General features: G+C 62.8%; 16 protein-coding genes and 3 tRNA genes. 17 read left to right on the forward strand and 2 right to left on the reverse strand.

Annotated elements, in window-relative coordinates:
- From gltX to L6963_RS01700, 6 genes are all read left to right on the forward strand, one after another.
- Nucleotides 1-1,515 carry a glutamate--tRNA ligase gene (gene gltX / locus L6963_RS01675; protein ID WP_237206396.1) on the forward strand — a complete coding sequence of 505 codons (1,515 nt, stop codon included), beginning with the start codon at nt 1-3 and terminating at the stop codon, nt 1,513-1,515.
- Nucleotides 1,516-1,824: 309 nt separating this feature from the next.
- A tRNA-Gln gene (locus L6963_RS01680) sits at nt 1,825-1,896 on the forward strand.
- A gap of 25 nt (nt 1,897-1,921) precedes the next feature.
- Nucleotides 1,922-1,994 (forward strand) — tRNA-Glu (locus L6963_RS01685).
- Nucleotides 1,995-2,208: 214 nt separating this feature from the next.
- Nucleotides 2,209-2,281 (forward strand) — tRNA-Glu (locus L6963_RS01690).
- 107 nt (nt 2,282-2,388) lie between these two features.
- Nucleotides 2,389-4,185 (forward strand): GTPase, encoded by a 1,797-nt coding sequence (locus L6963_RS01695; RefSeq protein WP_237206397.1) that lies wholly within the window; start codon nt 2,389-2,391, stop codon nt 4,183-4,185.
- A gap of 15 nt (nt 4,186-4,200) precedes the next feature.
- Nucleotides 4,201-5,916, forward strand: coding sequence for a dynamin family protein (locus tag L6963_RS01700; protein ID WP_237206398.1), 1,716 nt, complete (start codon nt 4,201-4,203; stop codon nt 5,914-5,916).
- Between the two features lie 69 nt (nt 5,917-5,985).
- Here L6963_RS01700 and L6963_RS01705 read toward each other — a convergent pair whose 3' ends face one another.
- A complete protein-coding gene (locus tag L6963_RS01705) occupies nt 5,986-6,702 on the reverse strand; it encodes an IclR family transcriptional regulator (protein ID WP_237185919.1) in 717 nt (238 codons plus the stop codon).
- Nucleotides 6,703-6,923: 221 nt separating this feature from the next.
- Here L6963_RS01705 and leuC point away from each other — a divergent pair, with 221 nt between their 5' ends.
- From leuC to L6963_RS01735, 6 genes are all read left to right on the forward strand, one after another.
- Entirely contained in the window at nt 6,924-8,345 is a 1,422-nt protein-coding gene (gene leuC, locus L6963_RS01710; RefSeq protein ID WP_237206399.1) for a 3-isopropylmalate dehydratase large subunit, read from the forward strand.
- A gap of 50 nt (nt 8,346-8,395) precedes the next feature.
- The gene (leuD, locus tag L6963_RS01715; RefSeq protein WP_237206400.1) at nt 8,396-8,983 is read left to right on the forward strand and encodes a 3-isopropylmalate dehydratase small subunit; all 588 of its coding nucleotides are present in this window, start codon (nt 8,396-8,398) and stop codon (nt 8,981-8,983) included.
- Nucleotides 8,984-9,208: 225 nt separating this feature from the next.
- Nucleotides 9,209-10,531, forward strand: a complete 1,323-nt coding sequence (murA, locus tag L6963_RS01720) for a UDP-N-acetylglucosamine 1-carboxyvinyltransferase (protein ID WP_135013844.1) — start codon at nt 9,209-9,211, stop codon at nt 10,529-10,531.
- A gap of 1 nt (nt 10,532) precedes the next feature.
- Complete coding sequence (locus tag L6963_RS01725) at nt 10,533-11,306, forward strand: lysophospholipid acyltransferase family protein (RefSeq protein ID WP_237206401.1); 774 nt, start codon at nt 10,533-10,535, stop codon at nt 11,304-11,306.
- Nucleotides 11,307-11,328: 22 nt separating this feature from the next.
- Nucleotides 11,329-12,417: an NAD(P)H-dependent glycerol-3-phosphate dehydrogenase gene (locus tag L6963_RS01730; protein ID WP_237206402.1), complete on the forward strand. Its 1,089-nt coding sequence runs from the start codon at nt 11,329-11,331 to the stop codon at nt 12,415-12,417.
- Between the two features lie 41 nt (nt 12,418-12,458).
- Nucleotides 12,459-13,586, forward strand: coding sequence for a D-alanine--D-alanine ligase family protein (locus L6963_RS01735; protein WP_237206403.1), 1,128 nt, complete (start codon nt 12,459-12,461; stop codon nt 13,584-13,586).
- A gap of 83 nt (nt 13,587-13,669) precedes the next feature.
- Here L6963_RS01735 and L6963_RS01740 read toward each other — a convergent pair whose 3' ends face one another.
- Nucleotides 13,670-14,197: a DUF3515 domain-containing protein gene (locus L6963_RS01740; protein WP_237206404.1), complete on the reverse strand. Its 528-nt coding sequence runs from the start codon at nt 14,195-14,197 to the stop codon at nt 13,670-13,672.
- Nucleotides 14,198-14,336: 139 nt separating this feature from the next.
- On the opposite strand from L6963_RS01740, the gene L6963_RS11790 reads away from it, so the two are divergent.
- From L6963_RS11790 to rsmD, 5 genes are all read left to right on the forward strand, one after another.
- Entirely contained in the window at nt 14,337-15,335 is a 999-nt protein-coding gene (locus tag L6963_RS11790) for a hypothetical protein (RefSeq protein WP_272878926.1), read from the forward strand.
- Nucleotides 15,336-15,342: 7 nt separating this feature from the next.
- The gene (gene thiL, locus L6963_RS01750; protein ID WP_237206405.1) at nt 15,343-16,383 is read left to right on the forward strand and encodes a thiamine-phosphate kinase; all 1,041 of its coding nucleotides are present in this window, start codon (nt 15,343-15,345) and stop codon (nt 16,381-16,383) included.
- Nucleotides 16,364-17,323 carry a DAK2 domain-containing protein gene (locus tag L6963_RS01755; RefSeq protein ID WP_237206406.1) on the forward strand — a complete coding sequence of 320 codons (960 nt, stop codon included), beginning with the start codon at nt 16,364-16,366 and terminating at the stop codon, nt 17,321-17,323. The genes thiL and L6963_RS01755 overlap by 20 nt, the downstream gene beginning before the upstream one ends.
- A gap of 29 nt (nt 17,324-17,352) precedes the next feature.
- Entirely contained in the window at nt 17,353-19,887 is a 2,535-nt protein-coding gene (locus L6963_RS01760; protein WP_237209105.1) for an ATP-dependent DNA helicase RecG, read from the forward strand.
- A 216-nt stretch (nt 19,888-20,103) separates the two neighbouring features.
- Nucleotides 20,104-20,664, forward strand: coding sequence for a 16S rRNA (guanine(966)-N(2))-methyltransferase RsmD (rsmD, locus tag L6963_RS01765; protein WP_237206408.1), 561 nt, complete (start codon nt 20,104-20,106; stop codon nt 20,662-20,664).
- The last annotated feature ends 1 nt before the right edge of the window (nt 20,665 follow it).

Genomic DNA, 20,665 nt, shown 5'->3' on the forward strand with positions numbered 1-20,665 from the left:
ATGAGTGATTACGCTCTGAAACTTAACGACCCCAGCGAAACCCGCGTCCGCTTCTGCCCCTCACCCACCGGCACCCCGCACGTGGGCATGGTGCGCACCGCCCTCTTCAACTGGGCCTACGCCAAGCACACCGGCGGCACCATGGTCTTCCGTATTGAAGACACCGATGCTGCCCGCGACTCCGAAGAATCCTTCAACCAGGTGCTCGAATCCCTGCAGTGGCTGGGCATCAACTGGGACGAAGGCGTCGGTATCGGCGGCCCCCACGAGCCCTACCGCCAGTCAGAACGTATGGACATCTACGCTGAGGTAGTAGAGAAGCTCAAGGCCGGAGGCTTCGTCTACGAAGACTTCTCCACCCCCGAAGAAGTTGAAGAGCGCCACAAGGCCAAGGGCGAAGACCCCAAGCTGGGCTACGACAACTTTGACCGCGACCTGACCGAAGAGCAGAAGGCCGCCTACCGGGCCGAGGGGCGCCAGCCCGTCCTGCGCCTGCGCATGCCCGATGAGGACATCACCTTCCACGACCTGGTACGCGGCGACATCACCTTCAAGGCCGGATCCGTACCCGACTTCGTGGTCGTCCGCGCCAACGGCAAGCCCCTCTACACCCTGGTCAACCCCGTGGACGACGCCCTGATGGGTATCACCCATGTGCTGCGTGGCGAGGACCTGCTGTCCTCCACCCCCCGCCAGATCGCCCTCTATCGGGCCCTAGTTGAGGTCGGCGTCACCAGCTTCATCCCCGAATTTGGCCACCTGCCCTATGTCATGGGCCAGGGCAACAAGAAGCTCTCCAAGCGCGACCCCGAATCCAGCCTCTACAACCTGCTGGATGCCGGCTTCATCAAGGAGGGCCTGCTCAACTACCTCTCCCTGCTGGGCTGGTCCCTCTCCCACGACGAAGACATCTTTACCATGGACCAGATGGTGGCTGCTTTCGACATCAAGGACGTGCTGGCTAACCCCGCCCGCTTTGACGTCAAGAAGGCTGAGGCCATCAACGGCACCCACATCCGCCTGCTGGAAGCAGAGGACTTCCGTAACCGCCTGGTTCCCTTCCTGCACAAGGCTGAATTGGTCTCAGCCGAGAGCTTTGAGCAGCTGACCGAGCGCGAGCAGGCTATTCTGACTGAGGCCGCGCCCCTGGTGCAGGAGCGCATGCAGCTTCTGGGCGAGGCCCCCGGCCTGCTCGGCTTCCTCTTCACCGCAGATGAGAACATTGAGGTTGCTGAGGACGCCGCCAAGCAGCTTAAGGAATCAGCACCGGCAGTTCTGGATGCGGCTATCACCGCAGTCGAGGGCCTAACCGATTTCACCGCTGCAACTATCGAAGCTGCCCTGCGCGAAGCTATCGTCGACGGTCTTGAGATCAAGCCCCGCCTGGCCTTCGGCCCGGTGCGCACCGCTATGAGCGGCCAGCGCATCTCACCGCCTCTCTTTGAATCCATGGAGATTCTGGGTAAGGATTCTTCCCTTGCCCGTCTGAAGAAGCTGCGAGCTTCTCTGGCCTAAAAAATATCGAGGTTTAGCTCACGCCCCGCCCCGTTTCCCTGTCTTCAGCAGGGGAGCGGGGCGGTGCTTTTTTCCTACCAGATGCAGGTAAAAGGGGCGGGTGAGGACGCCCGCAGCGACTTTTTCAGGAATTTTTACAAAAATTTTGGGGCCAAAAACCGCTAGAAATAAGGGTAAATACGAGGTGAACTACTTGAGTGTGAGCCAGCTCTACAGATTTCAAGTTGCACGCACTCAAAAGCTCGTATAGAGTTATTACTCGTTGCGGCGATGACTTCCGAAAGGAAAACAAGCCGGAGCAAATAATAATGGGATATGGTGTAATTGGCAACACTACGGTTTCTGGTACCGTCATTCTAGGTTCGAGTCCTGGTATCCCAGCGAACATCTTGATTCAAGATGTTACGGCCCCATCGTATAGCGGCCTAGTACTCCGCCCTCTCACGGCGGCAACACCGGTTCAAATCCGGTTGGGGTCACAGGCTAAAATCCCTCGCTTCTGTTGAAGCGGGGGATTTTTTCATACCCGAATGTAGCCAGCCTGGCCCTGATCTCTTCCCCTGAGGCTAGCCCTGGCGGAGTCTGGCAGAATCTAGGGTAGTGCAGATTACACTTCTTCAATTTGCCTGTAGGTGAACCCCTTGTGTATAGTTTTATCTGTTGCCGGAAACGGTAACAGCTCGAAAGAGTTTCGGCCCCATCGTATAGCGGCCTAGTACTCCGCCCTCTCACGGCGGCAACACCGGTTCAAATCCGGTTGGGGTCACAGGCTAAAAGCTCCACATCTACCAAGATGTGGAGCTTTTCTTTTGTCCTCAGCTTTATTGAGCCCCAAGACCCTCAACCTACGCTAAACATGCGAGAATAGGGTGCGTGCACAAGGAAACAATCACCCCCGCTCTCGCAGCCGTCCGCGACGCCCGCAACACCCTGGCGGCAGCGTCCTTTCCCCTCATCACAGCTTCCGCTGACGACGCGCGCAAAGAATCCCGTACCGCCGTCACCCAGCTCGATGACTACATTCTGCCCAAGCTAGCAACCCTAGACGCCCCGCTCACAGTGGTCGTGGGCGGCTCTACCGGCGCCGGTAAGTCAACCCTGGTCAACACCCTCATGGGGGAGCCCGTCACCCGCTCCGGGGCAATCCGCCCCACCACCCGCCAGCCCGTCCTGCTCCACCGCCCCGAGGATGCCGACGCCTTCACCCCCGAGCGAATCCTGCCCCACCTGGTGCGGGTACCGGTAGCGCCCGGTGAAGCCCTGCCCGGGGCCAACCCCCACAGCGGCCAAGACGAGCTGGTAACCGTGCCCGTAGAGTCCCTGCCTGTCGGCATCGCCCTGATTGACGCCCCCGACTTTGACTCGGTCTCAGACGAGAACCGCCGCCTGGCCCAGCAGCTCCTGCGCGCCGCTGACCTCTGGCTCTTTGTCACCACGGCCAACCGCTACGCCGACGCCGTGCCCTGGGAAATTCTGCGCCAGGCAGCAGCCCGCGATATCACCATCGCTGTGGTGCTCAACCGCGTGCCCGAAGGGGCCGAGGACGAAATCGAAGCCGACCTCACCCGCATGCTCACCGAAGCCGGTATCACCCCCGCCCTCATTCACTCTGTAACCGAACAGGAACGCGACGAACGCGGCCTGCTGCCCTCCGTCGCCCTGACCCCGCTCATCTTCTGGTTACGCTCCCTGGGCGCTGACGTGGACGCCCGTTCAGATATCGCCCGCCGAACCCTCGAAGGAGCCGTGCGCGGGGTAGCCCAGCAGGCTATTACCCTGGCCCAGGCCGCCGGGGAACAGCAGGACGCCGAGACCCGTCTGCGCGCGGACGTCACCACAGCCTTTGAACGCGCCCTGGCTAATCTCAACGAGGCTACCCAGGACGGGCAGATGCTCCGCGGCGAGGTGCTGACCCGCTGGCAGGACTTTGTGGGCACCGGCGAATTCTTCCGCCAGGTCGAAACCACCATTGGCAAGGTACGCGACCGGGTAGCCGGCTTCTTTAGGGGTACCCCGCCCACTCGCGCCGTTGAGGTGGAACAAGCCCTCGAAGTGGGCCTGCACTCGGTCATCATGGAAGAAGCGGCAGCTGCCGCCGAAACCGCCCAGCGTCGCTGGCTCGAAGACCGGGCCGGCCGTGCCCTGCTGAACGGGGACGACCTAGCCTCCCTCGGTGAGAACTTCTCCGAAGAAGTTGCTGAATCTATTCGCGCCTGGCAGCAAGACGTCATGGACATCATCGCCGCTGAAGGTGCCGGTAAGCGCCAAAAAGCGCGGTTCATGTCGCTGGGCGTCAACGTCACCGCCGTAATTCTCATGGTCGCGGTTTTCTCTATGACCGGCGGCTTGACCGGTCTAGAGGTTGGCATCGCTGGCGGCTCAGGCGTCGTTGGCCAGAAGCTGCTGGAAGCAATTTTCGGTGAGGACGCCGTGCGCCGCATGGCAGCCGGTGCCCGCAGCCGCCTGGAAGAGCGCATACAGGAACTCCTCATCAGCCAGCAGGAACGCTTCACCCAGCGTCTTGATGAGACGACCGGGGCAGCTGACCCTGAAACCCCATCGGCGGCTGACCTAACCGCAGCAGCCCAGGCCCTGACCCGGGCAGGGGAGCAGCTGGCGTCCGCCTCCACCACCAGCGATTCAGCATTCACCGGCACTGACACCGAGTAAGCGAGAGTAACCACCGTGACCACCACCGATACAGCTGTCGCAACCACAGCCCTAGCAAGCCGCGTCGATGCCCTCACTACCGCCCTGGAACTGGGCGAGGGGCGCGTAGACCCCGAAACTATCGAGACCGCCAGGGGGGTGCTCACCCGCGCAGCAGCCCGCCGCGAACTCTCCGCCGAACACACCGTCATCGGCTTCTTTGGCGCAACCGGTTCGGGCAAGTCAACCCTCTTCAACGCGGTCGTAGGCAAAGAAATCGCCAAGAGCGCTGCCCGCCGCCCCACCACCTCTACCGCCCAGGCCGCTATCTGGGGCAGGGAAGGTGCAGAACCCCTCCTGGACTGGCTGGGAGTAGATAACCGCACCTACATGGACGAAGACCCCGCCCAGGCAGCAGAGGCCCTCAACCGCGCCGATGTGCCGGTGACCGTGGGCATGTGGAACAAAATCCGCCGTTCGGTGGGAGCTGGCAAGACCGAACAGGCCACCGGCGGGCTCGTGCTCCTTGACCTGCCTGACTTCGATTCGGTAGAGGCCTCCAACCGGGCAATCGTTGAGAAAATGGCCCAGTGCGTGGACGTGCTGGTCTGGGTCATGGACCCCCAAAAATACGCCGATGCCGTGATTCACCAGGACTTCATCCGGCCCTTAGCCGCCCACGGGGCAGTGACCCTGGCCGTGCTCAACCAGGTAGACCGCCTGGATGAAGCCGAAGTGCCCGCAGTCCTGGACTCCCTCAAGCTCCTACTGGCCCAGGACGGGCTCACCTCCACCCTGCTTGCTGATCCGTTGGGGGTTTCTGCCCGCACCGGCTACCAGATACCCCGCCTGCGCGAGATTCTCGGCCAGGTGGCCGTCGCCAAGAACGCTGCGGTAGCCCGCATCGAAGCTGACCTGGCGGGCGTCCGCACAGATTTGGCTGGTCAGGACGGCGGGGGAGAGCCCGCGGGCATTACCGCCGCCGCAACCACCCGGCTTGAGAACGACTTCTACGCTGCCTCAGGTGCAGAAGCCCTGGTCAAGGCCGCGTCTGACTCCTATAGGCTGCACGCTGCTTCGTCTACCGGCTGGATTGCAACCCGCTGGCTGCTCAAAATCAAACGCGACCCCCTCAAACGCCTAGGCCTGCATAAGGAGCACGACGGGGCTCCCATTTCTAAGTCATCCCTGCCACCGCTGGGAGCCCCCCAGAAAGCGGCCCTCTCAACCTCCCTGCGCACCTTCGCCACGAGCGTCTCAGACGGTGTGGAAGAGCCCTGGAGCCACTCCATCAGGGCAGCAGCCCGAACCTTCGAGGGCCAGCTCCCCGGCGAAATTGAGCGCGCCGCAGCCACCGTGCACTACGATGCCCAGAAGAAGCGCTGGTGGTGGCACCTGCTCAACGCCCTGCAATGGGTCGGGCTGGCAACGGCTCTTGTGGGCCTGCTCTGGCTCACCGGCCTAGCTCTTGCTGGCTACTTCCAGATCGTCCTGCCCGATCCGCCCACAGTTGAGGGCTTCCCCCTGCCCGTCCCCACCCTGCTGGTGGCCACCGGCGTCCTGCTGGGCATACTGACAGCGGCCCTGGGGCGGGGGCTGGCGGCGGTGGGTCACCGCATCTACGCCAAGAACATCCGCCGCCAACTCGAAACCAACCTGGCCGATGTGGCGGCCCGCTGTGTCACCGCCCCTGTACAGGATGAGCTAGCCCGCCTAGAGGGCTACCGCCAGGCCCTGCACGAGGCTCGATAAAACAAAAACTCCCCGCCCACCGACACCGGTGAGCGGGGAGTTTCTGTGTATAAGCTGCTGAGTAAGGCTTTAGCTACGTAGCGCCTCAGTCAGCGCAGCAGCAGCCTCGCACACTACTTCGGCGTGAAGACGGCCGGGCTGGCGGGTGAGGCGCTCGATAGGGCCCGAAATGGAAACCGCAGCGATGACCTTGCCGGAGGGGGAGCGCACCGGGGCTGAAACGGACGCGGTTCCGCGTTCGCGTTCGCCGACGGACTGGGCCCAGCCGCGGCGGCGGACGGCTGCCAGCATGGTAGCTGAGAATCGGGCATTGTGCAGACCCTCGACCAGGCGGGCATGGTCTTCCCAGGCGGTTAGGATCTGGGCTGCAGAACCGGCTTTCATGGAGAGCTGGGTGCCTACGGGGATGGTATCGCGTAGGCCGATGGGGCGTTCTGCGGAGGCTACGCAGACGCGCCAGTCGCCCTGGCGGCGGAAGACCTGGGAGGACTCACCGGTGACGTTGCGCAGGTTGTTGAGCACGGGGCCGGCAGCGGCAATCAGGCGGTCTTCGCCGGCGGCGCTGGACAGTTCGCCCAGGCGGGGGCCGAGCATGAACCGACCCTGGACGTCGCGGGCCACCAGGCGGTGGTGGGTTAGGGCGACGGCGAGACGGTGGGCGGTGGGGCGGGCTAGGCCGGTTGCTTCAACGAGCTGGGAGAGGGTGGCGGGGCCTGCTTCGAGACAGTCAAGAATGTGTGCGGCTTTATCGAGGACGCCGACGCCTGAGCTGCGGTTATCGTGCATGGTGACTTTTCTTTCGCCTGTGGTCGTGGGCCGGGCTTCGGCCCAGGTGAGTGGTTGCGGTGGGAGCCTTTCGAGTGTGAAAGATCGAGAGCTAAAGGATTGTGTCCGTATAACCTATCATGACTTCTCATATGGTGATATGCAAGTTCATTTATTGGAAAGATTTTCTTCGGCGGGTCACACTTGTTAAAGCATCACGAGAAAACTTTATGGAGGACTCCATGGCTGGTATTACCGACCATACCCCGCGAACTTTGGCTGAAAAGGTTTGGGACGCGCACACTGTAGTGCCCGGCGAAAACGGCAAGCCCGACCTGCTCTACATCGACCTGCACCTGGTCCACGAAGTCACCTCACCCCAGGCCTTTGAGGGTCTGCGCCTCGAAGGACGCCCCCTGCGTCGTCTCGACCTCACCATCGCAACTGAGGACCACAACACCCCCACCGAGAACATCTTCTCCACCATCGCTGATCTGACCTCCCGCACCCAGATCGAAACCCTGCGCAAGAATGCCGAGGAATTCGGCGTCCGTATCCACTCCCTGGGCGATAAAGAACAGGGCATCGTGCATGTGGTGGGCCCCCAGCTGGGTTTGACCATGCCCGGTATGACCGTGGTCTGCGGTGACTCCCACACTTCAACCCACGGCGCCTTCGGTGCCCTGGCCTTTGGCATTGGTACTTCTGAGGTAGAGCACGTGATGGCTACCCAGACCCTGCCTCTGGCTCCCTTTAAGACCATGGCTATTAACGTAGAGGGCACCCTTAAGCCCGGTGTGACCGCCAAGGACATCATTCTGGCTGTTATCGCGGAGATTGGCACCGGCGGTGGCCAGGGCTATGTGCTTGAATACCGTGGCTCAGCCATCCGTGCCCTCTCCATGGAGGGCAGAATGACTATCTGCAACATGTCCATTGAAGCAGGTGCCCGCGCCGGTATGGTGGCCCCCGATGAGACCACCTTTGACTATGTCAAGGGCCGCCCCCACGCGCCCACCGGCGAAAACTGGGATGCCGCTGTTGAATACTGGAAGACCCTGCCCACCGACGAGGGGGCAACCTTCGACCGGGAGGTCTTCATCAACGCCGACGAGCTAGAACCCTTCGTCACCTGGGGCACCAACCCCGGTCAGGGCGTCCCCCTCTCCCAGGCAGTGCCCTTCCCCGAGGACTTCGAGGACGAGAACGAGCAGAAGGCCGCCTCCCGCGCCCTGGAATACATGGACCTGACCGCAGGTACCCCTATGAAGGACATCCCCGTCGATGTGGTCTTCCTGGGCTCCTGCACCAACTCCCGTATCGAGGACCTGCGCGCTGCCGCTGAAATCGTCAAGGGTCAGAAGCTGGCCGAAGGCGTCCGTATGATGGTGGTCCCCGGCTCTCAGAAGGTACGTGCCCAGGCCGAAGAAGAGGGTCTGGATCAGATTTTCAAGGACTTCGGGGCCGACTGGCGTTTTGCCGGTTGCTCCATGTGCCTGGGTATGAACCCCGACCAGCTGGCTCCCGGCGAACGCTGCGCCTCAACCTCCAACCGCAACTTCGAAGGACGCCAGGGTAAGGGCGGGCGCACCCACCTAGTCTCACCCCTGGTTGCCGCCGCTACCGCCATCCGCGGTACCCTGTCCTCACCGGCTGACCTCTAAGCACCCCACTCGCACTAGCCCGGCTTGATCGGGCGGAAACGGATTTTTTGATGGAACCCATTAAGAAGCACACCGGCATCGGGGTGCCCCTGCGCGCCTCCAACGTCGATACCGACCAGATTATCCCCGCTGTCTACCTCAAGCGCGTCACTAAGACCGGCTTTGACGATGCCCTGTTCGCAGGCTGGCGCAAGGACGAAAACTTCATCCTCAACCAGGAGCCCTACAAGCAGGGTTCCGTGCTGGTTGCCGGCCCCGACTTTGGTACCGGCTCCTCTCGCGAGCACGCGGTCTGGGCTCTGAAGGACTACGGTTTCCGCGTGGTGATCTCAGCCCGTTTCGCTGATATCTTCCGCGGTAACTCCGGCAAGCAGGGCCTGGTTGCTGCCCAGGTAGACCAGGACAACATCGAACTGATCTGGAAGCAGCTGGAAACCGAACCCGGTACCGAGGTCACCGTTGACCTGGAAGAAAAGACCGTCACCGTTGGTGCGCTGACCGTACCCTTCCAGATTGATGACTATGTGCGCTGGCGCCTGATGGAGGGCCTGGATGATATCGGTCTGACCCTACAACACGAGGACGCGATTACCGCCTACGAAGCCAAGCGCCCCGCCTGGTTGCCCCGCACCCAGTAGCTGTAAAACCAGCCCACAGCTTAACCATAAGGACGCCGTGCCCCGAGCACCGGCGTCCTTTCGGTGTTCTGCCTGGCCCGTCTAGATAGGTAAAAGCTGTGGTATGGCTAAGAACACCGCCTGTACAACAACCAGTGCACCTAAGTGGGGTAAAGTTGGTAAACGAGAATTGACGCGTAAAGTAACGCGAATCAACACCCTAACAGTTTTGACGATTGGACATACATGGTCAGCGCACTGCGTATTGAAGGTGGCACCCCTCTGAAGGGCGAGGTAAACGTCCGCGGTGCTAAGAACCTGGTCCCCAAAGCCATGGTTGCTGCCCTGTTGGGCTCCACCCCCTCGGTGCTTCGTAACGTTCCCGAAATTAAGGACGTGCAGGTTGTTACCGACCTGGTAGAGCTGCACGGTGTGTCGGTGGACTACAACATGCAGGCTGGCGAACTGCGCATGGATCCCTCTAAGGTCTCCGTAGCTAACCACACCGATATTGAGGTGCACGCAGGCGACTCCCGTATTCCGATTCTGCTCTGCGGCCCCCTGCTGCACACTATCGGGGAAGCCTTTATCCCCGACCTGGGTGGTTGCAAGATCGGTGACCGTCCCATCAACTGGCACCTGCGCGTGCTGGAAAAGTTTGGTGCCAAGATTGAGAAGCTGCCTACCGGTATCTCCATGAAGGCTCCCGCTGATGGTCTTAAGGGTGCCCAGATTAACCTGGAATACCCCTCTGTCGGTGCCACCGAGCAGGTTCTGCTGGCGGCCTCCCGTGCCAAGGGCAAGACCGAGCTGACCGGCGCTGCCATTGAGCCTGAAATTATGGACCTCATCGCCATCTTGCAGAAGATGGGTGCCATCATTACCGTCGAAACTGATCGCCAGATCATCATCGAAGGCGTCGACGAGCTGACCGGCTTTAATCACGTGGCGATGCCCGACCGTAATGAATCAGCCTCCTGGGCTTCCGCGGCCCTGGCCACCGGTGGCGACATCTTCGTGCGTAACGCCAACCAGAAGGATCTTTCCACCTTCATCAACGTCTACCGTAAGCTGGGCGGCGGCTTGGACATCACCGATGAGGGCATCCGCTTCTTCCACCAGGGTGGCGACCTCAACCCCCTCTTTGTTGAAACCAACGTCCACCCCGGCTTCATGACCGACTGGCAGCAGCCCCTGGTTGTTGCTATGACCCAGGCTAAGGGCGTTTCCGTCGTTCACGAGACCGTGTACGAGAACCGCTTTGGGTTCACCGACGCCCTGGTGCGCATGGGTGCTACCGTGCAGCTTCACAAGGACTGCCTGGGCCCCACCCCCTGCCGCTTCGGCCACCAGAACTTCAAGCACTCAGCCATCATCACCGGTAAGACCCCCCTGCGTGGCGCCGACATCAACGTGCCCGATCTGCGCGGTGGCTTCTCCCACGTGATCGCTGCCCTGACCGCTGAAGGCACCTCAAACGTCACCGGCGTTTCAGTCATCTCCCGCGGCTATGAGCACTTCGTTGATAAGCTCACCGCCCTGGGCGCTAACTTCGAGGTCACTGCCTAAGATGAGCAAGAACAGCGCTTCTTTGAGTGATATCAAGCCCACCAAGCTGGGGGACGCGGTCTACACCGTAGCCGGTACGCTCTTGCGCCCCCTCTACAATCTGCCCATGAAGGCGCAGATTGAGGGGCGGGAGAAGCTACCCAAGAGCGGTGGGTTTATCGTGGTCTCAAACCACCTGACCGTGGTCGACCCGATTACCGCAGCCTACCCTCTCTTCCTGGAGGGGGTCCTACCTAGGTTCTTGGCCAAAGAAGCGTTATTTCGGGTGCCGGTGCTTGGCTGGCTCATGCGCCAGTGTGCCCACATTCCGGTAGCCCGCGGTTCAGCCCGGGCGGGCCAGTCTCTTGAGGTTGCCCAGAACGTTTTGGACGCCGGGGGAGCGGTCATTATCTTCCCCGAGGGCACCCTGACCAAGGACCCCGAGATGTGGCCCATGACCGGTAAATCGGGGGCAGCCCGCCTGGCCCTCGCTTCCGGGGCCCCGGTCTACCCGGTGGCTCACTGGGGCGATCAGGACTTCTGGCCTCGCCGCGGGAAACCTCGTTTTGGTTGGCCCCGCAAGAAGGTCAAAATCGTGGTAGGTGATCCGGTTGATTTCAGCGACCTGGTGCAGCGTCGCGAAGCCGGTGCTCGCTATACCCACGACGAGCTGAATGCCGTCACCAACCGTATGCTTGATGACGTTACCAGCCTGCTTGAAGGCCTGCGCGGGGAGAAAGCCCCAGCCGGGCGCTGGAATGCCGTGTTGGACGTCCGCCAGTCACCTGACCAGTAACCGCTAGGGGAGGCCCGCACCCATGACCAATGTGAAGCACCAGAAAATCGCTGTTCTTGGAGCAGGCAGCTGGGGCACCGCTTTTGCCAAGGTTCTTGCGGACGCCGCCGCCAGCTCAGGCACCGACCGGCAGGTTGTGCTGTGGGGGCGTAATCCCACTACGATGGCGGCCATGCAAGAGAGTCGCACCAATGAGGGCTACTTTCCCGGGGTGAAGCTCCCCGACAGCATGGTGATGACCGCAGATGCCGCTGAGGCTCTGACCGGGGCCAGCATTGTGGTCCTGGCTATTCCGGCCCAGGTGCTGCGTTCCCAGCTCGAGGTCTTCGCCCCTCTGCTGGAAGAGGACGCCCTGCTGGTCTCCCTGGCCAAGGGCCTTGAAATGGGCACAGGCCTGCGCATGAGTGAGGTCATGGTTGAGGTGCTGCAAAGCCACCTGATCGCTAGCGGTGCAGCCCCCGAAGCCGTAGAGGCTGTTCCCGGGCGGGTGACCGTGCTCTCTGGCCCCAACCTGGCTAAAGAAATTATTGCCGAACAGCCCACCACCAGCGTGGTTGCGGCCCTGAGTCAGGATACCGCCCGGGAGATTGCCGCCGTCTGCGCTGCCGACTACTTCCGTCCCTACACCAACACCGATATCGTTGGCGTTGAAATTGGTGGCCTGGTCAAAAACGTGATTGCCCTGTGCGTAGGCATGTGCGAGGGCAAGCAGTACGGTGATAACTCCAAGGCCTCGGTCATGACCCGTGGCTTGGCTGAGACGACCCGCCTCGCTCTGGCCCTTGGCGGTAAGAGCGAAACTGTGAGCGGCCTGGCAGGAATGGGCGACCTGATTGCCACCTGCGCTTCGCCCCTCTCCCGTAACCATACCGCCGGTCGGCTCCTGGCTGAGGGGATTGCCCCTGACCAGCTGCACACCGTCATGACCCAGACTGCTGAGTCCATCAAATCAGCTCCCGTTGTGGCAGAACTCGCGCGAAAAGTAGGGGTAGAAATGCCCATTACCGAGGCTGTCACCGCTGTGCTCGACCGTAGAATATCAGTTGAAGAATTAGCCCCCGCCCTGCTGGGCCGCACCCTTAAATCTGAGGAAAGCACCCCGGCAGGCTAGGGCAGACGGGGCTTTGCCCCGCCCACGACCCAAAGGACGTTATGACCGAAACCAGCACCAAACCTACTGTCGCCCTGCTGTGCGGTGGGCGCTCGTCGGAGCACTCCATCTCACTGATTACCGCCCGAGGCGTCCTCGGGGCTATCGACCATAACAAGTACGATGTGGTCACCATCGGTATTACTAAGGACGGCCGCTGGTACCTGACCGATGAAGCTGCCCTGATTGAGCTAACCGAGGCTACCGCCCTGGCAGAGTTCCCAGCTACAGGCAAGCAGGTCTTTTTGCCCCTAGGCGGCGGTGATAATCGTCTGCGCCTGATTGATTCTGCTGATTCCACCAGTGTTGAGCTGGGCCCGGCTATCGACGTGGTCTTCCCCCTACTCCACGGCCCCTTTGGTGAGGACGGCACCGTGCAGGGCCTGCTGGAAATGGCAGATTTGAAGTACGTAGGCTGTGGCGTTGCCTCGTCCGCGGTTGGTATGGACAAGCATTTCATGAAGGTGGCCTTTGAGGCCGCTGGCCTGGACGTTGGACCCTACGAGGTTGTGACCCACCGCCAGTGGGTACTTGACCAGGCTGGTGCCCGCGAGCGCATTGAGAAACTGGGCTACCCGGTCTTTGTGAAGCCTGCCCGTGCGGGGTCCTCCTTTGGTATTACCAAGGTTGATTCGGCTGACCAGCTTGATGCTGCTATTGCTGAGGCCCAGGCCCACGACCCTAAGCTCGTGATTGAGGCTGGCATTGTGGGCCGGGAGATTGAGTGTGCTGTGCTCGATGGGCACCGTTCTGAGCTGCCTCGGGCCTCTTACCCCGGTGAAATTGTTGTGGTGGATGAGCAGCACGGTTTCTACGATTTTGAGGCCAAGTACGTTTCGAAGACTTCCGCTGAGACCCGTTGCCCGGCTGACCTGCCCGCTGAGGTTTCTGAGCGGATGCGCCAGCTGGCTGTTGAGGCCTTCCTTGCCGTTGACGGTGAAGGCCTGTGCCGCGCTGACTTCTTCTACACCGAGGACGGCCGCCTGGTCATTAACGAGGTGAACACCATGCCCGGCTTCACCCCGATTTCTATGTATAAGACCATGTGGGAGAACACCGGCCTGGCTTATGGTGAGCTGATTGACGAGCTGATTTCTCTGGCTCTAGAGCGCCCCCTGGGCCTGCGCTAGACCCGGTAGCGGTGCTGGCCTAAGCCCCGCACCCGTAGCTGTGAATGACCCCCGGTACCTTACTAGGTGCCGGGGGTTTTTCTTTAGCTATCTGTGCCGCTGTCGATACCGGTGAGGGTGTCATCGAGGTTGGTGCACTGCATCTGCTGGGGTATCTGGGCTACAGCAGATGATAGTTCTGCCAGGACGGTGGACGATGAGACTCTATCTGCATCAAAGGTGACCTGCACCGCGGGGTCACGTCCGAAAGTTTCGGCAACCCAGGTGCCGGTGGCTGTTTGCTCGGTGGCAGTGGCAAGTTCTTCGTCGGCGGGTTTGACGATCCAGTCCACCCCGTTGACGGAGACACAGGTATCTGAGACGGGGGCTGTGCCGAGCTCGACTCCGCATTTGAGAATGACGGCGCTGGGGTCGCCCCAGGCAGTTGTCGCCTGGGCGGTGGTTTCGCGCTGGGAGAGTCCACTGACGGTTTCTGGCATAGCAACCAAAGCGTAGGCGCAGGTGGGGTTAGCAGCGTCGGGGGCCGGTTCAAGGGTGACGGCGCCTGCCCCGCAGCCGGTGAGGCCGAAGGCTGCCAGGAAGAGAATAAGAGGTTTGTGTGGTGTTCTCACCCGGCTATTCTATAACTTTCTTGAGGGCTTGGAGCTGGTAAGCGGTCTAGCTAGCCGGGGCGGTGGCAGATTCGGTAGGGTAGGGGTAGGGTTGCTCCGGGTACGGCAGCCTGGTTTTGAGCGATGGAAAGGAGGGCCCGTGCAGAAGAAGACCTGTTATGCTGCGGGAACGGCTCTGGCTGTATCCCTTGCCCCCCTGACCCTGCTGGTCGGCTCGACCCTGGCAGGCTCCCAGAGCGCCTACGCAGCTGATCCAACTGAGAGCTTCACCTCTACGGTGAGCCCTGCCCCCACTGGTTCCTCCCCATCGAGTGACTTGCCGAGTGAGAGCCCCACCGTCACCGATTCTCCCAGCGCTACCGAGTCACCCGGTCCTGAAACTTCTGCGCCAGAGTCTCCTTCGCCCGAGCCCACAGACCCTGAGCCGACTAGCCCAGTGCCCGTTGCCCCAACACCCAGCCCCGAACCGAGTTCGTCCGCCCCCTCGACTCCTGTGCCAGAACCGAGCGAGAACCCGCTTCCTTCGGCTAACCCTGAACCTGCCCCCAGCCAATCGGCGATTGAGATTCTCCTGCCTCCAGGGGAAACTGCTGACCCTGATGTGACCGGTGGAGCTGCCGGGCTCCCTAGCCTGCCAGCCCCCCAACCTACGGGGCAGCCTTCTGAGGGTATCGGTCAAACCGACACTAGCCCAGGTTCGATACCGGTTCAGGGCTCGCCTGTGCCCTCTACCCTGGGCAGTAGTGTTGCTGGTGCCCAGGCTCCTGGGCGAATGGACGCCGATACAAGCCAGCTGGAAAGCTCCCCGGTGGGTGGAACAGTCCTGGGTATTTTCTCAAGCAGCCAGCAAGACCCGGGGTACTCAGGGGCACCTGAGTGGGTAGAAGGGTTCTTGAATGCAGCGGTAGCTCAAGAGAAATCTTCCTCGACGATTGATCCCAACCAGGCCGCCGGTGTTGCCGGGGCCGAAACCCAGGGGCACCAGGCCGGGGCAGTGACCGGGGGGAGTATCTTCCAGCGCGGCAACACCATTATGAACGGTGCCCGCCCCCTGCTGATTTTTACGGGTATTGCCACGGCGGGCCTGGCCCTGGTGGTCTTTAACTTTGTCTGGCGTAACCGTGCGCCCAGGAACTAGGAGCCCTATGCAGACCGTTGCCCAGGTGAGTGAGGGCCAGCTTCTTGCCCTGTTTATGCCCGTGCTGGCCGAGCACAATGAGCGGGCGGCGGACGTCCGTGCCGAGCTAGGTGCCCCCGGCGCCCTGGTCCTGGGGCCGGGGGACGACTCCGCTGCCCTCGATCTGCGGGGCGGGCTGACCGTCATGAGCACCGACACCCAAACCGAAAACCAGGACTTCCGCCGCAGTTGGCCTTCGGGCTACACAACCGGCGGGTATGAGGTGGGCTGGAAGGCCGCCACCCAGAACCTGGCCGATATCGCAGCTATGGGGGCTACCCCGGTCACCCTGCTGGTATCCCTCACTCTGACCCCCGATACCCCCGTGAGCTGGGTGCAGGACTTTGCCCGGGGGATTACCGAATCCTGTACTGCCCAGGGGGCTACCACCTGCACGATTGCCGGGGGCGATATGGGCTCAGGCAGCGAAATCTCGGTAACTGTTACCGCCGTGGGCCTGACCGACCGACCCATCACCCGAAGCGGTGCCCGCCCCGGGGACGCCATGGTCTTCGCCGGTGCTCTGGGCACCGCAGCTGCCGGCTTAGCCCTGCTCGACTCAGCCCCCTTCACCGCCACCGAAGAGCTGACCGCCTGCGTCCGCGCCCAGCAGCGCCCCCGCTCGCCCCTTCACCTGGGGCCGGAGGGCGCCGCCTACCTGACCTCCCTCATGGATGTCTCCGACGGGCTGGTGCGCGACGGCGGCCGTATTGCAGCGGCCTCCGGTGTGGCCCTCGACCTCGACTCGACGGCCCTGGCCCCCTGGATTGACAGGGTAGGCCCTGCAGCCCTGCTCACCGCAGGCACCCCAGAACAGGCTGACGCCCAAGCCCTACGCTGGGTGCTAACCGGCGGGGAAGACCACGGCCTACTAGGCACCTGCCCACCTGCACAGATACCGCCCGGATTTACTAGAATTGGTACGGTACAGGCAGGTGACGGAATCACCGTCGACGGCCGCACCTACACCGCGAAAGGATGGGATCACTTTGAGGCAGGTTCCCGCTGACTGGTGGCTGAACTGGCTACTGCGCGCTCGCACCCAGCTGGTGGAGCACCGATCCCTTCTCAACCGCATTAACGTCTTCCCCGTGGCCGATGCCGACACCGGGGCCAACATGGTCGCCACCCTCGGCCGGGCCGCCGACACCGCAGGCATGGCGGACGAGCCCACCCTCGCCCTCGCCGCCCGGGCAGCCCTGCGCGGGGCCAGGGGAAACTCTGGAACCCTGCTAGCTGTCTGGCTCCTGGGTCTAGCTGAGGAACTGGGGGAGGCCGGGCAGCTGCTGCCTTCTACTGTTCAAGCTCTGACCCCGCAGGCGCTCGCCGCTGCCTGGGAACGAGGGGCCCAGCAGGCGTCCGCCGCTCTGAGCCAGCCCGCCGACGGCACCATGCTCACCCTCATGCAGGCTCTTGCTACCTGCCCGATGCCAGATCCTACCGATGAAGAGGACCCCTGGCAGGTCTACCTCACGAAGCTACTGGCCGTCTCAGAGGCTGCCCTGCGAGCTACCGCCGAAGCAGACCACGCCCGTAACGGCTGGGTTGATTCCGGAGCCCTGGGCCTGCACCTGGTCTTAGTGGCCCTGGCAACAGAGCTGCTGGGAGCCGCCCCGCAGGCTACCTACCGCGACCTGCTCCAGGTGGGGGCGGCGTCCTTACCGCCCCGAAGCACTCGGCAGCGCTCGGCGGCAGAAGCCCGCGTTGAGGTTATGTGCGAGATTTATCTTCCGGTGCTCGAAGTAACCCAGCTGCGCAGCGCCTTAGAGACGGTCGGGGACTCGGTCTCCATCGCCCAGGTCGAAGCAGGGAATGAGGCCCTGTGGGCTATCCACGTGCACGTCCCCGAGGCCGAGGACGCCCTGGCCCTCATCCGCGCTGCGGGCAAGCCCCTCAACGTGCGAACCACCTCCCTGGATGACCCCGCCCACCGGGAGCCCAGCCCCTAATGACAGCCCGTAAACGAAAGACCCCGGAATTGAGCGAGCAGGCAAAGGACGCCCTGGCCCGGTACGCCGCAGAAGACCGCCTCGATAACGCCCCCCTGACCGACTACCTGGGGGCGACCCTGGCCAAGTCCTTTAAGACCCATCTGGGGCTAGAAACCGTGGGGCAGGCCCTGGACTACTACCCCCGCAAGTACCTGCCACGCGGGGAACTCACCCCCTTCTCATCCCTGGTCGAAGGCGCCGAAGCTACCATCGTCGCCAGGGTAGTGCGGGTGACAACCCGCCAGATGGCATCGCGCCGCGGATCCATCACAGAAATCACCATCACCGACCAGCTAGATCAGGTTGGCCAGCCCGAGCCCACCTGGCAACCCCCTAACCCCAACGCCTACCGGGGAGCGGCCCCACCGGCGTCCTACACCCGGGGCTACACCAACCCCCGTCTGCACGGCAGCGCAGGGGGCTCCACCGACACCCAGCTACCGGGCACCCAGCCCAGCTACCGGCTGGGAGACATCTTTGGTGGCTACGCCCCCGAACCCTACTCGCTGACAGCCAGCGGCACCATGACCCTAAGCTTCTTCAACGCCTGGACAGCAGCCCGCGACATTCACGAGGGTGACCATGTCATGTTCTCGGGCAAAGTGGGCTCCTACCGGGGCGAAATCACCCTGACCAACCCCCACTACGCCGTCATCGCCGGAAAAGAACTGGCCGCCACCCCCGGCGCCAGCGCCGAAGCGATAGAGCGGGCTGCCGCGCGGGCGTCCGCCCCCATACCGGTCTATAAGGCCAGCCCCAAGTTCCCCACCGATAAGGTGGCCGCAGCCATCGAGACCCTGATTGAGCGCATCAACCTCAAGGAGCTCGAAGACCCCGTCCCCTTTACCGTGCGCAAGAGCCGCAAGATCCCCTCCCTGGAATGGACCTACCGGGCCGTGCACACCCCCGATACCGAAGAAACCTGGCGGGCAGCCCACCACTCCCTGCGCTACCGCGAGGCCTTCGTGCTACAGGCCGCTCTGGCCCGTATTCGTGCAGCCCGAGCCGCCCACCAGACCGTTGCCCGCCCCTATGTAGAGGGCGGTTTCGCGGACGCCCTGCTGGAAGCCCTGCCCTATCAGCTGACCGAGGGCCAGCAGGCCGTTGGTGCAGAAATCCGCTCTGACCTGGCCAGCTCTTCCCCCATGAATCGCCTGCTCCAGGGGGACGTGGGCTCGGGCAAAACCGTGGTGGCCCTGCGCGCCATGCTGCAGGTGGCAGATAACGGTGCCCAGTCAGCGATGCTGGCTCCCACCGAGGTTCTGGCTGAACAGCACTACCGGTCGGTCTGCGAGATTCTGGGCGACATGCTGGCCCCGCAGGACGGTTCCGGGAGCGCCGGGGCGGGCGTCCGCGTCGTGCTGCTCACCGCCTCCCTCAAAACCAAGGCCAAACGGGAAGCCCTGCTGGCTATCGCCTCGGGCGAGGCAGATATCGTCATTGGTACCCACGCCCTGCTCGGAGACTCGGTGACCTTCGCCGCCCTCGGGCTGGTCGTAGTCGATGAGCAGCACCGCTTCGGCGTTGAACAGCGCGATGCCCTGCGCGGGCCCGGCGGGGAGCTGCCCCACCGGCTGGTCATGACCGCCACCCCCATACCCCGTACCGTCGCCATGACCGTCTTCGGCGATCTCGACACCTCGGTGCTTGACCAGCTACCGGCCGGCCGCCAAAAAATTACCACCCACGTGGTGCCGCTGGCAGAGCACCCCCGCTGGGCCGACCGCATCTGGGCCCGCGCCCGCGAAGAAATCGATGCTGGGCACCAGGTTTATGTGGTGGTGCCCAAAATCGGTGGGGCCGATACCCCCGGTGACGCCGAAGCAGGCCAGACCCTCTTCGGGGCGGGCGGGCTCACCGGTAAAGGGCTGGGCTCCCAGGCTGCGGCGGGGGAGAGCGCCCGAGGTTCGCTGGCCTCGGTCGAGAGCACCCTGGAGGAGCTAGAGGACGTTCCCGCCCTGGCCGGGGTGCGCATCGAGGGGCTCCACGGGCGAATGGATACCGCCGAGAAGAACCGGGTCATGACCGAATTCTCCGCCGGTCGCGTTGACCTGCTGGTGTCTACCACCGTGATTGAGGTGGGTGTGAACGTGCCCAACGCAACTCTCATGATCATTATGGATGCCGACCGCTTCGGTATTTCTGGCCTCCACCAGTTGCGCGGACGCATCGGCCGCGGCTCCCTGCCCGGCACTTGCCTGCTGGTCACCAAGCAGCCGGCGGACGGCGTCAGTCGGGAGCGACTGGCAGCGGTAGCGGCCACCACCGACGGCTTCGAGCTTTCGCGGGTTGACCTGGAACAGCGGCGCGAAGGCGATATTCTCGGCGCTGCCCAGTCAGGGAAGAAGTCCACCCTCAAGCTGCTGCGGGCCCTGACCGATGCCAAACTCATTGAGCGGGCCCGGCAGGACGCCTTCGGAATTATTGAGGCTGACCCCACCCTGGCTAAACACCCCGATCTGGCCCGCACCATCGACCGGGCCCTCGACGCCGACCGCGAGGCCTTCCTGGGGCGCGGCTAGATGCGGCGGTGGAGGACGGAGCCCCCCCCGCACTTATTCTGATATACCCGCAACTAGTTGCGGTCAGAACAGAATAAATGCGGTCAACCAAGGCCTACCGTTCAGCACTACGTCACCACATGCCCTGACATCACATCCACCTTTGTTCCCGCCCCTGCCTGACGGTACCCTTATAACAGTCCCCACCCCCTACCATCACGAGCGGAGCGCAGCCGAATGAGCCGCATTATTGCAGGAGCCGCAGGCGGTCTGCGCCTAGCGAATGTCCCCGGTGATAACACCCGCCCCACCACCGACCGGGTTAAAGAAGCCCTCTTCTCTCGCCTGGACACCTACAACATGCTGGACGGTGTACGCGCCCTCGACCTCTTTGGTGGCTCGGGTGCCCTGGGCTGCGAGGCCCTCTCGCGCGGGGCCGCCCATGTGGACTTCGTAGACCACTACCCCAAGGCCGTTACCGTCATCGAAAAAAACATTGCCGCCGTGGGCAAGACCGCTGGCGGAACTGCTCGCGTGCATAAGATGACGGCCCGCACCTACCTTTCGGCGGGGGCGTCCGCCTGGGACCTGGTCTTTATTGACCCGCCCTACGCCGTGACCAACAGCGAGCTCGAAGATCTGCTGGCCCTGCTGGCGCCCCGCCTGACCGAGGGAGCGGTGGTGGTGGTTGAACGGGCCTCCCGCACCGACGAGCCCGCCTGGCCCGAAGGCCTTGAAAAGTTTGCCGAGAAAAAATACGGTGAGACCGTGCTCTATTATGTGGAGCCCGCCGTCTAGT

It is taken from the genome of Rothia nasimurium, assembly GCF_928392795.1.
Classification (GTDB): domain Bacteria; phylum Actinomycetota; class Actinomycetes; order Actinomycetales; family Micrococcaceae; genus Rothia; species Rothia nasimurium_F.

What these genes read in the sequence shown, in the direction of transcription:
- L6963_RS01735 (WP_237206403.1), top strand. Translation starts at nt 12,459, where the DNA reads ATGACCGAAACCAGCACCAAACCTACTGTCGCCCTGCTGTGCGGTGGG.
- rsmD (WP_237206408.1), top strand. Translation starts at nt 20,104, where the DNA reads ATGAGCCGCATTATTGCAGGAGCCGCAGGCGGTCTGCGCCTAGCGAAT.
- L6963_RS01705 (WP_237185919.1), bottom strand. Translation starts at nt 6,702, where the DNA reads ATGCACGATAACCGCAGCTCAGGCGTCGGCGTCCTCGATAAAGCCGCA.
- leuC (WP_237206399.1), top strand. Translation starts at nt 6,924, where the DNA reads ATGGCTGGTATTACCGACCATACCCCGCGAACTTTGGCTGAAAAGGTT.
- L6963_RS01725 (WP_237206401.1), top strand. Translation starts at nt 10,533, where the DNA reads ATGAGCAAGAACAGCGCTTCTTTGAGTGATATCAAGCCCACCAAGCTG.
- gltX (WP_237206396.1), top strand. Translation starts at nt 1, where the DNA reads ATGAGTGATTACGCTCTGAAACTTAACGACCCCAGCGAAACCCGCGTC.
- L6963_RS01730 (WP_237206402.1), top strand. Translation starts at nt 11,329, where the DNA reads ATGACCAATGTGAAGCACCAGAAAATCGCTGTTCTTGGAGCAGGCAGC.
- thiL (WP_237206405.1), top strand. Translation starts at nt 15,343, where the DNA reads ATGCAGACCGTTGCCCAGGTGAGTGAGGGCCAGCTTCTTGCCCTGTTT.
- leuD (WP_237206400.1), top strand. Translation starts at nt 8,396, where the DNA reads ATGGAACCCATTAAGAAGCACACCGGCATCGGGGTGCCCCTGCGCGCC.
- murA (WP_135013844.1), top strand. Translation starts at nt 9,209, where the DNA reads ATGGTCAGCGCACTGCGTATTGAAGGTGGCACCCCTCTGAAGGGCGAG.